This window comes from Marivirga atlantica (genome assembly GCF_016734805.1).
GTDB lineage: Bacteria > Bacteroidota > Bacteroidia > Cytophagales > Cyclobacteriaceae > Marivirga > Marivirga atlantica.
Genome location: NZ_JAERQG010000008.1, coordinates 14,861 through 27,685, shown reverse-complemented (window position 1 = coordinate 27,685; position 12,825 = coordinate 14,861). Strand labels below are relative to the sequence as shown.

Annotated in this window: 14 protein-coding genes; 12 read left to right on the top strand and 2 right to left on the bottom strand. The window is 34.8% G+C overall.

What is annotated here, in order from left to right:
• Nucleotides 1–201: 201 nt before the first annotated feature.
• The 9 genes from JKP34_RS18075 to JKP34_RS18035 all read left to right on the top strand — a co-directional run bounded on the left by JKP34_RS18075 (nt 202) and on the right by JKP34_RS18035 (nt 8,926).
• Nucleotides 202–1,476 (top strand): anthranilate synthase component I family protein, encoded by a 1,275-nt coding sequence (locus tag JKP34_RS18075; protein ID WP_201924733.1) that lies wholly within the window; start codon nt 202–204, stop codon nt 1,474–1,476.
• 96 nt (nt 1,477–1,572) lie between these two features.
• Nucleotides 1,573–3,042, top strand: coding sequence for a tRNA (N6-isopentenyl adenosine(37)-C2)-methylthiotransferase MiaB (miaB, locus tag JKP34_RS18070; RefSeq protein WP_201924731.1), 1,470 nt, complete (start codon nt 1,573–1,575; stop codon nt 3,040–3,042).
• Nucleotides 3,043–3,048: 6 nt separating this feature from the next.
• Nucleotides 3,049–4,320, top strand: coding sequence for a sigma-54 interaction domain-containing protein (locus JKP34_RS18065; protein ID WP_201924730.1), 1,272 nt, complete (start codon nt 3,049–3,051; stop codon nt 4,318–4,320).
• A complete protein-coding gene (gene lptE, locus JKP34_RS18060) occupies nt 4,304–4,831 on the top strand; it encodes an LPS assembly lipoprotein LptE (protein ID WP_201924726.1) in 528 nt (175 codons plus the stop codon). Before JKP34_RS18065 ends, lptE begins: the two co-directional genes overlap by 17 nt.
• A gap of 36 nt (nt 4,832–4,867) precedes the next feature.
• Nucleotides 4,868–5,848 carry a hypothetical protein gene (locus tag JKP34_RS18055; RefSeq protein WP_201924724.1) on the top strand — a complete coding sequence of 327 codons (981 nt, stop codon included), beginning with the start codon at nt 4,868–4,870 and terminating at the stop codon, nt 5,846–5,848.
• 4 nt (nt 5,849–5,852) lie between these two features.
• A complete protein-coding gene (secG, locus tag JKP34_RS18050; RefSeq protein ID WP_201924723.1) occupies nt 5,853–6,257 on the top strand; it encodes a preprotein translocase subunit SecG in 405 nt (134 codons plus the stop codon).
• 226 nt (nt 6,258–6,483) lie between these two features.
• Nucleotides 6,484–6,762 carry a co-chaperone GroES gene (locus JKP34_RS18045; RefSeq protein WP_201924721.1) on the top strand — a complete coding sequence of 93 codons (279 nt, stop codon included), beginning with the start codon at nt 6,484–6,486 and terminating at the stop codon, nt 6,760–6,762.
• A 33-nt stretch (nt 6,763–6,795) separates the two neighbouring features.
• On the top strand, nt 6,796–8,433 hold the full coding sequence (groL, locus tag JKP34_RS18040; protein ID WP_201924719.1) for a chaperonin GroEL: 1,638 nt from the start codon (nt 6,796–6,798) through the stop codon (nt 8,431–8,433).
• 112 nt (nt 8,434–8,545) lie between these two features.
• The gene (locus JKP34_RS18035) at nt 8,546–8,926 is read left to right on the top strand and encodes a TerB family tellurite resistance protein (protein ID WP_201924717.1); all 381 of its coding nucleotides are present in this window, start codon (nt 8,546–8,548) and stop codon (nt 8,924–8,926) included.
• Nucleotides 8,927–8,938: 12 nt separating this feature from the next.
• Here the strand turns inward: JKP34_RS18035 and trhA are convergent, their stop codons facing one another.
• Entirely contained in the window at nt 8,939–9,568 is a 630-nt protein-coding gene (gene trhA, locus JKP34_RS18030) for a PAQR family membrane homeostasis protein TrhA (protein WP_201924710.1), read from the bottom strand.
• Nucleotides 9,569–9,764: 196 nt separating this feature from the next.
• Between trhA and JKP34_RS18025 the strand changes: the two genes are divergently transcribed.
• From JKP34_RS18025 to JKP34_RS18015, 3 genes are all read left to right on the top strand, one after another.
• Complete coding sequence (locus JKP34_RS18025; RefSeq protein ID WP_201924703.1) at nt 9,765–9,998, top strand: cold-shock protein; 234 nt, start codon at nt 9,765–9,767, stop codon at nt 9,996–9,998.
• Nucleotides 9,999–10,173: 175 nt separating this feature from the next.
• The gene (locus JKP34_RS18020) at nt 10,174–10,977 is read left to right on the top strand and encodes a PhzF family phenazine biosynthesis protein (protein ID WP_201924701.1); all 804 of its coding nucleotides are present in this window, start codon (nt 10,174–10,176) and stop codon (nt 10,975–10,977) included.
• A gap of 3 nt (nt 10,978–10,980) precedes the next feature.
• Nucleotides 10,981–12,411 carry a S41 family peptidase gene (locus tag JKP34_RS18015; protein ID WP_201924699.1) on the top strand — a complete coding sequence of 477 codons (1,431 nt, stop codon included), beginning with the start codon at nt 10,981–10,983 and terminating at the stop codon, nt 12,409–12,411.
• A 1-nt stretch (nt 12,412) separates the two neighbouring features.
• Here JKP34_RS18015 and JKP34_RS18010 read toward each other — a convergent pair whose 3' ends face one another.
• Nucleotides 12,413–12,802 (bottom strand): SiaC family regulatory phosphoprotein, encoded by a 390-nt coding sequence (locus JKP34_RS18010; RefSeq protein ID WP_201924697.1) that lies wholly within the window; start codon nt 12,800–12,802, stop codon nt 12,413–12,415.
• Nucleotides 12,803–12,825 lie beyond the last annotated feature (23 nt).

The window sequence follows — 12,825 nt, the reverse complement described above, 5'->3', positions numbered from 1 at the left end:
ACAATTCACCTGATTCAACTTCCCAAACTACTTGAAGCTTTAAGGATAAACTGTAGTCCTTCTGGGTTCTTTTTACATATTCTTTCATTACACATTCTTTTGTGTAACGCTATTTCAGGACGAGACATTAGTTTTAATTTCTTGAGCCCTATTTAACAGATAGGGCTTTTTTATGCACTTTTGTGTTGTAATCAGATTTATATGATTAAAGCACTACTCACATTAAAGAATAAAACAGAGAAAAAATTAATAGTTGAATGGGCTCAGCAGTTCAACTACTGTCTATTCTTTAATCCTTCCGATACTGTGGATTATCCCTATTCAACTTTCCCGAATAGATTAGTTTTTGCAGATGAGCAGATACCAATTAACAATCAAAATGTATTTCAAAGTCTTAAAAATCGCTTAAATGAGCTCAATACTGAATTGTATGGTTATTTATCTTATGACATTAAAGAACAAACCCATCAAGTAATAGGTAAAAATACTGCTCAAATTAATTGGCCAAATTCAGTTTTCTTTAAACCTAAAGCTGTAATTGACTTTGATGACAAAAATGTTCAAATCACCTCTCAAAATGCTTATGATATTAAGCAAGAAATTGAATTATACTTAAAAAATAAGCAATGGACTGATGACCATAATAAAATTCATTCCTTCAAAGCTTTTTTTGATGAAGATGAATATATAAACACAGTCAAAAAACTTCAAAATCATATTTTGGAAGGGGATATTTATGAAATTAACTTCTGCATAAATTATGAAGTTAGCGCTTCTTATTTTAACCCATTAGCAACATTTTTCAAACTGTCAAAACACTCTCCCACTCCCTTTGCGAGTTTCTTAAAGTGTAATAGCAAATATGTACTGTGCGCTTCCCCAGAACGATTTATCAAATTTGAAAATGACAAAATTATTAGTCAGCCTATTAAAGGCACAGCAAAGCGTTCATCAGAGACAAAAACTGATAATCAACTAAAAGAAGAGCTTTACAGTAGTGAAAAAGAAAGAGCTGAAAACATGATGATAGTTGATTTGGTACGTAATGATCTTGCTCAATCATCCATTCCAGGTTCAGTGAAAGTTGAAGAGTTATTTGGTATCTACAGCTTTAAATATGTCCACCAAATGATTAGTACAATTGCCAGCATTCCAAAACCCGGAACCCATGTAGTGGACATTATTGAGAAGGCCTTCCCGATGGGCAGCATGACTGGGGCTCCAAAGAAAAGAGCTATAGAACTAATTGATCACTACGAAAACGTAAAAAGATCTGTATTTTCTGGCAGCATTGGTTACATAAGCAATGAAGTATTTGATTTCAATGTAGTGATCCGTTCTATTTATTTCGATGCTAAAACGCTCAAATTAAATTTTGAAGTGGGCAGTGCAATAACCTATGATTCCGACCCTGAAGCGGAGTATGCCGAATGCCAGCTGAAAGCAGAGGCAATTAAAAACATACTCGAGCTGTAAAAACTACTGCCATAATGTCATTTTTCCATTATTAATTTTTTACCTTTGCCCTAACAATTGCAAAGTATTCGCAAAATAAAAATCATTTAGTTTCTGATGAGTGAATTGATCAAGGATTTAGACATTATTGCAGAGGATAAGGCTACAGATGAGAGCTGTGGCGTTCAAATTTCTAAAGAAGAAAATACAGGTAAAAAGCGAAAGCTATATATTGAAAGTTACGGTTGTCAAATGAATTTTTCAGATAGTGAAATTGTAAGCTCTATCATGAAAGATAACGGTTTTGACACCACCAGCGATGTTAATACGGCAGATGTTGTTTTCTTAAATACCTGTTCTATTAGAGAAAAAGCTGAACAAACTGTTCGTAAAAGATTAACTGAATTTAATAAAGTAAAAGCTGAAAGGCCTGACCTGCAGATTGGAGTTTTAGGCTGCATGGCTGAAAGACTAAAAACTAAGCTTCTTGAAGAAGAAAAGATTGTTGATTTAGTTGCCGGCCCTGATGCTTACCGTGACTTACCTAATTTGGTAAAAACAGTTGATGATGGAGATAAAGCAGTAAACACTTTCTTGAGCAGGGAAGAAACCTATGCAGACATCAGCCCTGTGAGACTTAATTCTAATGGAGTTACAGCCTTCATTTCTATTATGCGTGGCTGCGATAACATGTGTTCTTTCTGTGTTGTACCTTTTACCAGAGGTAGAGAAAGAAGTCGTGATCCTTATTCTATCGTGCAAGAAGCTCAAAATTTATTTGACCAAGGTTACAGAGAAGTAACTTTATTAGGTCAAAATGTAGACTCTTATAAATGGTCACCAGAGGTAAATAATAAAGCAAGGCTTGAAAAGAAAGAAAAGCAGGAAGAAGTTGAGGTTATCAATTTCGCGAATCTTATTGAGATGGTTGCCAAAGTAAGTCCTTTACTAAGAGTAAGGTTCTCTACTTCTCACCCTAAGGATATAACAGATGAAGTACTTTATACCATGAAGAAGTACGACAATATCTGTAAGTACATCCATTTGCCTGCTCAGAGTGGAAATTCACGCGTACTTGAGTTAATGAATAGAACTTATACCAGAGACTGGTACATTAACAGAGTGGATGCCATTAGAGATATTCTTGGTGAAGATTGCGGTATTTCATCAGATATGATCGCTGGTTTCTGTTCCGAAACTGAAGAAGAGCATCAGGAAACATTAACCTTAATGGATTATGTGAAATATGATTTCTCTTATATGTTCTTCTATTCAGAGCGTCCGGGAACTTTGGCGGCTAAAAAATACGAAGACGATATTCCTCTTGAAATCAAGAAAAGAAGACTTCAGGAAATTATTGATAAACAAAGAGCACATTCTTTAGAAAGAAACCAGAGAGATTTAAATAAAGTACATCGCGTTTTGGTAGAAGGAACTTCTAAAAGATCCGATGAACAGCTTCAAGGAAGAAACACCGCTAATAAGGTTGTTATTTTTCCTAAAGAGAATTTCAAGAAAGGCGATTATGTGGACGTATTTGTTGAAGAATGTACAGGGGCAACTTTAATTGGTAAGCCAGTAAAATAAGCCAGGGTGGATATTCAAACGATAAAAAATAGATTTGGAATAATTGGTAACGCTGACCAGTTAAACCATGCCATAAGAGTTGCTATGCAGGTAGCTCCTACTGAAATGACTGTGCTTATTACTGGTGAAAGTGGTGTTGGAAAAGAGTCCTTCTCAAAAATAATACATCAGCTAAGTGCAAGAAAGCATGGGTCATTTATAGCTGTTAACTGTGGAGCAATTCCTGAAGGCACTATTGATTCTGAGTTATTCGGTCATGAAAAGGGTGCATTTACAGGAGCTCATGATTCACGCAAAGGATACTTTGAAGTGACCAACGGTGGAACCATCTTTCTGGATGAAATTGGTGAAATGCCCTTGCCTACTCAATCCAGATTACTCAGAGTGCTTGAAAATGGTGAGTTCATAAAAGTTGGTGCCTCCAAGGTTAATAAAACTGATGTTCGTGTTGTTGCAGCTACCAATGTAAACCTGATAAAAGCAGTTGAAAAAGGTAAGTTCAGGGAAGACCTATATTATAGATTAAACACAGTTCCTATTTATGTGCCACCACTTCGTGAGCGTGGTAATGATATAGAATTGCTCTTCAGAAAGTTTACAAGTGACTTTGCAGAGAAGTATAAAGTAAACCCCATAAAGCTTACTCCTGAAGCCGTAAAAGTATTACTGAATTTTCGTTACCCAGGTAACATAAGACAGCTTAAAAACATATCTGAGCAGATTTCTTTACTGGAAATGGAAAAGGAAGTTGATGCTGAAAGACTCATGAAATACCTTCCTCAAGAAGGAAATATGATGCCTGCCATATACACTGGCGATAAATCTTCTACTTCTGGTAACGATGGATTTTCAGAAAGAGACATTCTTTACAAAATCCTTTTTGATATGCGTAATGATGTAGAAGAACTGAAAAAGCTTGTTCATAGCGTATTGAAAAATGATGATTACAATGGCGATGAAATTTTAAAAGAGCATCAGGATTTATTCGAAATAAAATCATCTTCTAAGGAACCTGGAGATATAGTAGAAAGCCAGAATTACCCTTACCTTATTCAGAACTCAAAAGAAGAAGGTAGAAACAATTATGATATAGAAGAAGTACAAGATGCCGATCATGAAATTGAGGAAGAATCTCTATCATTAGAAAAGAAAGAAAAAGAGATGATTCAGCGGGCTCTTGAGAAGAATAACAACAAAAGAAAATATGCGGCACAAGATTTGGGGATATCTGAAAGAACTCTATACAGAAAAATCAAACAATATGATCTCCAGAATTAATTCACTGCTTTTACTGATTACCGTATTCTTCCTTAGTGGATGTGGAGTTTACTCTTTTACCGGAGCTTCCATTTCTCCTGATATAAAAACTATCTCCATTCAGTATTTTTACAATGATGCCGGAAACGGACCACCAAGTTTGCAGCAAACTTTTACTGAAAAAATCAGAGACTATTATTCTCAGAATACAAACTTGGAGTTCGTAGATAATAACGGGGATTTACAAATTGAAGGACTGATTACAGGCTATAGAGTTGCTCCTATTCAGGTAACGGCCTCTAATTCGCAAGGTATTGCAGATGGTGCTTCAGCTCAACGTTTGACTATTACAGTTAAAGTAACATATGTAAACACCAAAGATGAAACCTTTAACTTTCAGAATAAAAGTTTTTCGTTTTATGCCGATGACCCATCAAATGCACCATTAACTTCAATTGAAGAGCAACTGATTGATGAGATCACTGATCAGATCATTGTAGATATTTTTAATGCCACCGTTGCTAATTGGTAATTTTTTGTAAATTTATCGAACCTTAAATAAACCTAAGTGGATAAACAAAGGCTGACCATACTACTCAACGAACCACACCTTTTAAAAAAAGAGGATTACAAACACGCAAAAGCAGTTAAAAAGGAGTATCCTTATTTTCAGGCCATAACTCCCCTGTTAACAATAGGTGCAGCTAATTTTGAAACGAAAAATCATAAGCAGCATTTACAATCCTCTGCCATTTACACTTTTGACAGAAAGCATCTAAAAGAACTTTTGGCTGCTCCTGATGAAAAACCAACATCCAAAACACCTGAACAAAAGGCTGTTAAACCTACTGTAAGCATTATAAAGCAAGATCAGGCTGTTCCAACAATAAAAGTAAATGATCAACATTTACCTGATTCATTTTTCGAAGAGCTGTACCAAGAAATGGACAAGCTTAAGAAATCAAAAGAACAGTATAAAACACTGTTATCGAAGCTTGAAAATGATACTATAAAATCGGTTAAGGCAGAAACTAAGAAGGAGGTAAAATCATCCGCAAAGCCTAAAACAACCAGAAAAGCTAAAGCCACTACAAAGACTACCACCACTAGCAAAGCCGAGACGAAAGCAAAAACTACAAGTTCCAAAAGGAAAACCACATCAACAGCTAAGTCAAAAAAAAAAGAGGCAGTAAATAGCGAAGAACATCATTCAATAATTGATGAAATTAAGCTAAAAGAAATCAAGGCCATTAGCGATGAGCATCTTCAAGAGCAAATCAACCTGATCACAAACTTTATTGAAAAAGAGCCTAGCATTAACAAAAAAATGATTAATCATAATGTTGATGCCAAACGTGCAATCGAAGATTTATCAGAAACCAGCACTCACCTATCCGATGATGTTATATCAGAAACGCTGGCCAAACTGATGGTAAAACAAGATAGAAAAGAGAAGGCAATTGATATTTACAAGAAATTAATTTGGAAATTTCCACAAAAAAAGACGTACTTTGCCGATCAAATCAAGAAATTAAAATCAGAAGAATAAATACATGTTAACGTTAATTATCACATTAATAATCTTAGTTGCCATTTTACTTGTATTGGTAGTTTTAGCTCAAAACTCTAAAGGTGGTGGTTTATCAAGCCAATTTGGTGGTTCTGGTGCTAGTCAAATAGTTGGTGTTAAGAGAACCGGAGATATCTTAGAAAAAATTACCTGGGTATTAGCAATAAGCTTAGTGGTATTATGCTTATCATCTTCAATAGTTATTAAAACCACTCAAGTTGATACAGGTTTCACAAGTCCTAACTTAGAGAAAGTACAAGACGAAACTTTATTACCTGGTTTAGAAGGTGGTGGCGAAGAAGGTCTTCTACCGGCAGAAGGTGAAGAAACTGAAGGAGAAAGCGCTGAAGGTTTAGAGTCACTTCAAGAAGATTCAACCAGCAACTAATTTAAAAACATATCATTTATTAAAAGGGATGTATCTGCATCCCTTTTTTTATGCCCAAAAATCAATAACTACTGACAAATAATCAGTTATTTGAAATCATGAAATAAGTGTGTCAGTAAAGGCCTCAGAACATCTGTAAAAATGGCATTAATTAAGGTATGGCACATAAAATGCTACTTGCATCACAGATTTAAAATAGAATCAACTTAATCAAATAAAAACTAAAATGTCAAACGTAAAAATTAAACCATTAGCGGATAGAGTTCTAATTGAACCTGCTGCTGCTGAAGAAAAAACAGCCTCAGGTATTATTATTCCTGACACAGCTAAAGAGAAGCCTCAAAAAGGTACTGTTGTAGCCGTTGGTAATGGTAAGCCAGATGAACCTTTAACTGTAAAAGTGGGTGATACTGTTTTATATGGAAAATACGCTGGCACTGAATTAAACCACGAAGGTGCTGATTACTTAATTATGCGTGAATCTGACATATTCGCTGTCCTATAATCATTAAACTAAACATTATTAAATAAAAATATTATGGCTAAAGATATTTCATTTGACTTGAAAGCCAGAGATGGCTTAAGAAAAGGAGTTGATAAGTTAGCAAATGCAGTTAAAGTAACATTAGGTCCTAAAGGAAGAAATGTAATACTTGACAAAAAATTTGGTGCACCTACCGTAACAAAAGATGGTGTTTCTGTAGCAAAAGAAATTGAGCTGGAGGATGCTATTGAAAATATGGGTGCACAGTTAGTAAAAGAAGTAGCATCTAAAACTGCAGATGAAGCTGGTGACGGTACTACAACTGCTACTGTTTTAGCACAAGCTATTTACAAGCACGGTATCAAAAACGTTACTGCTGGTGCTAACCCAATGGATTTAAAAAGAGGTATCGACCAGGCTGTTAAAGCAGTAGTTGAAAACCTTCAGAAGCAATCTAAGAAAATCTCTAACAGTGGCGAAATTGAGCAAGTAGGTACTATTTCTGCTAATAACGACAGAGAGATTGGTAAAATGATTGCTGAGGCAATGGATAAAGTTGGTAAAGATGGTGTGATCACTGTTGAAGAAGCAAGAGGTACTGAAACTGAAGTAAAAACTGTTGAAGGTATGCAGTTTGACAGAGGTTACCAATCTCCGTACTTCGTAACCAACACAGAAAAAATGGAAGCAGAGTTAGACAATCCTTATATCCTTATTTACGATAAGAAGATTGCTAACATGAAGGAATTACTTCCTGTTTTGGAAGCTGTTTCTCAAACTGGTAAGCCGTTATTAATTATTTCGGAAGAAGTTGAGGGTGAAGCACTTGCTACATTAGTAGTTAACAAAATCAGAGGATCTCTGAAAATTGCTGCCGTTAAAGCTCCTGGATTTGGTGATAGAAGAAAAGCTATGCTTGAAGATATAGCTATCTTAACTGGTGGAACTTTAATTTCTGAAGAAAGAGGTTATAAGTTAGACGGTGCAACATTAGATTACTTAGGTACCGCTGAAAAAATCACTATCGATAAAGACAATACTACTATTGTTAACGGTAATGGTAAAAAAGAAGATATAGAAGCGCGTGTAAACCAAATCAAACAGCAGATTGAGAACACAACTTCTGATTACGACAAAGAAAAACTACAAGAGCGTTTAGCTAAACTTTCTGGTGGTGTGGCTATCCTTTATGTAGGTGCTGCAACTGAGGTTGAAATGAAAGAGAAGAAAGACAGAGTTGATGATGCACTTCATGCAACCAGAGCAGCTGTACAAGAAGGTATAGTAGCTGGTGGTGGAATTGCATTATTAAGAGCTGTTGCTGCTCTTGAAGGTTTAAAAACTGAGAACCTTGATCAGGATACCGGTGTTAACATTATCAAATTAGCTCTTGAATCTCCATTAAGAACTATTGTTGCTAATGCCGGTGGTGAAGGATCAGTAGTTATTCAAAAAGTGCTAGAAGGAAAAGATGATTACGGTTACAATGCTAGAACAGATGTTTTCGAAAACATGTTTGAGGCCGGAGTTATCGATCCAACAAAAGTTACAAGACTGGCACTTGAAAATGCTGCTTCAATCGCAAGCTTGTTATTAACAACCGAATGTGTAGTTGCAGATGTAGAAGAAGATGAACCAGCTGGTGGCGGAATGCCAGGTGGTATGCCAGGTGGCATGGGTGGAATGATGTAATCTATGTAAACACATACATTCTTAGAAGAAAACAAGGGCTTTATCGATATGATAAAGCCTTTTTTTTTACTTTTAGTTATTAAGAGTAGCTTTACATAAACAAAAACCTAAAATGGAAAAGCAACATATATTCGATCAATATCAGGAATTCATATTATTTCTATTGATACATGTTGGTAACTCTGACTACAGCCTTAAATCAGCCGAAATTGAAGTTATCTTATCTAAAATGGAAGATTACTTCCCTGATATAGAAGATACTGATGAGCTAAGGTCAACTTTTATCTCCTATCAGGATGATTATCAAGAATTAAATGATTCTGATATCAACCACATCATTTACCATAACTATCTTCATTTTAAAGATAAGCATGTAAATGCTAACCGTATTATGAATGACTTAAATGAAGTGATTATGGCAGATGGTTTGATTCATGAAATGGAAACCAAAGCTTTAGAGTCATTAAAAAAGTTATTGAATGTAAGAGACTAAGCTTTCAAAAAGCTAAAGCAAATACATTACTGCAATAAAATGTGTTATCGTACCAATTAGTACAAAAACATGCCATATGGCATGGGCAAATAACATCTTTTTATTACTGTAAAATATGGTGCCAATGGTATAGCTAATACCACCTCCCAATAAAAGAAATAACACGTGTGTTGGTAACGATTGATAAAGTGACTTTGCTATAAAAACTGCAATCCATCCCATTCCCAAATAAAGAATAAGTGAAAGTCTCGGAAATCTGTGTGTATAGAATATCTTAAAAAAGATTCCCAGGAAAGCAATTAACCAAACTACTCCAAACATTACCCATCCTAGCATCCCTCCTATCCCCAATAATAAAAAGGGCGTGTAAGTTCCTGCTATTAAAATATAAATGCTAATATGATCGAAAACTCGTAGCAATGCTTTTGTTTTCTTATGCTGAATAGCATGATATAGCGTGGAAAAAGTATACATCAAAAGAAATGCACTACCGAAAAAGGCACTGCTTAATACATGCAACGAACTTCCGTTAATTACGGAAAATGTAATCATTAGAGAGATAGCAACCACACTAAATAATATACCAAAACCATGAGTAAGGCTGTTAGCTAATTCTTCTTCTGCAGTTTGTTCGCGTTTCATTTATTGATCTTATACTTAATAAAACAAATAGGTATTGCCTCATAATTTTATTAATTTTGTATACTATTAAAAGAAATCATCTCTTTCAAGTCCTTCACCTCTTCTTTTTTATGAAGGATTTTATAGTTAGTAGTCCCTTTTATAGCACATTCAGGTAAAATTTACCTGTCTTAATTTATAAACTTAAAGATAATTAATGTCAAGATCGCAGAATAGTTTTATAAAGAAACAGAAAGAAAAGAAAAAGCAGAAGCGCAAAGAAGAAAAGCAAGAGCGTAAGGAAATAAGAAAGGAAAATGCTCGTAATGGAACCTTAGACGAAATGATGGCTTACGTTGATGAGTATGGAAACATCCTTGATTCACCTCCCGAAAAACCTAAGAAAGACTCCAAAAAAGATAAGGACAATTCGCCAAGCGAAGAAGATTAGTTTTTACATCCAAAAGGCGAGTTGATGCTCGCCTTTGGGGTGATAAATAATTTTAGATTTATCTATCCTCTTAAAGTAATAGGCCTTAGCCATTTACCTAAGTAATTTATATTTTATCACTTTAAGAAACAACAAAAACCACTTATATTTTGTCTTGTTTTAAATTCACTAATTCATGACTAAATACCCGCTATCTTTAATAAATGCCTTTACCAATCCTAAGATAGACTTCTTAGGTAATCCTTGTGCTGTAGTATTGCTTTCATCAGCGATATCCGATGATCAGATGCAGCAAATAGCTAGTGATTTAAGTCAGCCTGCTACAAGCTTTTTAATCCCTCAGGGAAATGCACAATATGATGTTCGCTGGTTCGCTCCAGATGAAGAAATACTATTATGTGGACATGGTTCACTTGCTGCCATGGCTTTTCTCTTTAACCGAGACGCTTCACTTAGATCTATTACCTTAAAAACAAAAACAGCTAAGCTGATTGAAGGCACACCTTATCAAGATTATTTTCAAATAAAGCTTGACCGAATAGAACATAAAAAATCAAACGCTCCCAAAAACCTAGAGGCAGCTTTAGGAGAGGAAATAACTGCTTATTATGAAACTGATAATAAGCATATTGTTGTTCTTAAAAATGAGCAGGCTTTAAAGCGTATGAGCCCTGATTTTGAAGCTTTGAGAAAAATAGATGTTTTTGGGTACTCTGTAACTGCAAAGTCAGATGAAGAAGAGGTTGACTTTGTAAGCAGAACCTTAGTGCCACATGTAAAACAGCTTGAAGACCATGCAACAGGATCTTCCCACGCCTTGCTACTTCCATTGTGGCAAAAGGAATTAGGCAAAAATGAATTTGTAGCTAAACAGCATAGCCCAAGAGGTGGTTTTTTTAAAGCACAAATTGATAGTGATTATGTTTATTTGAGAGGAAATACTACATTGAGATTTAAAGGAGAATTAATTGTTGAGTAATTTATGAAGCATCTTAAAACATTTTTAAGCCTTACTTTAATAATATGCATTTCAGCATGTAATAAAGAGGACATATCGGTTGACGACAACTTTGATCCAGGCACTAATGAATATGTGAATGATTGGATATATACTAACCTATCTAACTATTATTATTGGGAAGAAGACTTACCAGCTCGTTCAATTACAGATGCTAATCCTGAAGATTTTTTCTACAGCCAACTATCTACTCAAGACCGATTCTCATGGATTCAACCAAATTTCATAGAGCTTCTTAACTCCTTACAAGGCGTTAATACTGAAGCAGGTTATGAATTCATATTGTTCAATGATCCACAAATTGAGAATGGCGTGATTGGGCAAATAACGTATATCAAAGAAGGCTCTCCCGCAGCAACAGTGGAAGGCATAAAACGAGGTGATTTGTTTTACCAAATCAATGGCTCATCGTTAAATATTAACAACTACAGGTCACTTCTTGGAGAAATATCTGAGCCTCATAGCTTGACTTTTAAAAGATATTCTTCGGAAACAGAAACATTTACAGAGATAGGACAAAAAAACTTTACTACAGCCGAAGTTGCCGAAAAACCTATTTACTTAGACACTGTATATGAAATCAACAATAAACGTATAGGTTATTTAGTTTACAATCTTTTTAGTACAGGTGAAAAAGCTGATGATGACTCCTACCCTTACCTACAAAATATGGATGCAGTTTTTAGTACTTTTAAGGGAAAGGGTATTCAACACTTAATTTTAGATTTAAGATATAATAGTGGTGGTGCAGAAACTGCGACAATTAACCTGGCTAGTTTGATTGGTGCAGGTATTACGCAAAATGATGTGTTTATCAAGAGAGATTATAACGATCTTTATGAGAACTTTTTAATAGAAAACTACGGAGAGGAATCGCTATTAAGATATTTCACAAACAAGGCCGAGAATATTGGTTCTAGCCTTGTTGATCCGGAATTGATAGTACTCACATCAGGAAGCACCGCTTCAGCTTCTGAACTTTTAGTAAACGGATTACTACCGTATATGAATGTTTTTATGATTGGCGATACAACGGTAGGTAAAAATGTAGGAAGCGCCTCCATATATGAAGACGATGATCCTGATAACACTTATGGCATGCAGCCTATTATTACCAAATCATTCAATAGTAAAAACCAATCTGACTATTCTCAAGGTTTTTATCCTGATATAGCCATTAGAGATTTTGGTTTAGATAAAAAAGAATTAGGAGACAAAAATGAGCTTCTGCTAAATCTTGCTATTAGTTATATAACCGGTGATGGAATTAATACAAGAACACTCCTGAATCAGCATAATTATGCTAATAGAAGAAAACTAAGTAGCAGTCAGGAATTAAAAAGAAGTTATGGTATATACAATATAGAATTAGAGGAACTATTAAAGGATGATTGACTTACATATCATCCTCTACTCCTTTAATTTCAAAACTCATATCTAATGATTCCTTGAAATCAGTTATTTCTTCTTCCATTTCTTCATCACCTTCAACATAATTCCATGTCATGTCAAGCTCCGTGTTATTGTTATCTTGAATATCTTTAATGTCAGATAATAAATCAAAAAGACATTTTGAGGAGGAAGTATTGAAATATTTAAGAAAGATTCTAACACTTAATTTTGCTGGGCCAGTTTGACCAAAGGCTTTTAACTTTGAACGAAGCATACTAAAGAGCATTACTACATCCTCATCATAAGATTTACCTATAATCTCTAACTCAGCATTATTTTCGTCAAACTTAACATAAGGTGCTGCCTCTTTGGCTGGAATTTCAAGAACGCTCATTTTATATATTTGTATAGTTTTAT

What these genes read in the sequence shown, in the direction of transcription:
- JKP34_RS18075 (WP_201924733.1), top strand. Translation starts at nt 202, where the DNA reads ATGATTAAAGCACTACTCACATTAAAGAATAAAACAGAGAAAAAATTA.
- miaB (WP_201924731.1), top strand. Translation starts at nt 1,573, where the DNA reads ATGAGTGAATTGATCAAGGATTTAGACATTATTGCAGAGGATAAGGCT.
- lptE (WP_201924726.1), top strand. Translation starts at nt 4,304, where the DNA reads ATGATCTCCAGAATTAATTCACTGCTTTTACTGATTACCGTATTCTTC.
- secG (WP_201924723.1), top strand. Translation starts at nt 5,853, where the DNA reads ATGTTAACGTTAATTATCACATTAATAATCTTAGTTGCCATTTTACTT.
- JKP34_RS18045 (WP_201924721.1), top strand. Translation starts at nt 6,484, where the DNA reads ATGTCAAACGTAAAAATTAAACCATTAGCGGATAGAGTTCTAATTGAA.
- groL (WP_201924719.1), top strand. Translation starts at nt 6,796, where the DNA reads ATGGCTAAAGATATTTCATTTGACTTGAAAGCCAGAGATGGCTTAAGA.
- JKP34_RS18035 (WP_201924717.1), top strand. Translation starts at nt 8,546, where the DNA reads ATGGAAAAGCAACATATATTCGATCAATATCAGGAATTCATATTATTT.
- trhA (WP_201924710.1), bottom strand. Translation starts at nt 9,568, where the DNA reads ATGAAACGCGAACAAACTGCAGAAGAAGAATTAGCTAACAGCCTTACT.
- JKP34_RS18025 (WP_201924703.1), top strand. Translation starts at nt 9,765, where the DNA reads ATGTCAAGATCGCAGAATAGTTTTATAAAGAAACAGAAAGAAAAGAAA.
- JKP34_RS18020 (WP_201924701.1), top strand. Translation starts at nt 10,174, where the DNA reads ATGACTAAATACCCGCTATCTTTAATAAATGCCTTTACCAATCCTAAG.
- JKP34_RS18015 (WP_201924699.1), top strand. Translation starts at nt 10,981, where the DNA reads ATGAAGCATCTTAAAACATTTTTAAGCCTTACTTTAATAATATGCATT.
- JKP34_RS18010 (WP_201924697.1), bottom strand. Translation starts at nt 12,802, where the DNA reads ATGAGCGTTCTTGAAATTCCAGCCAAAGAGGCAGCACCTTATGTTAAG.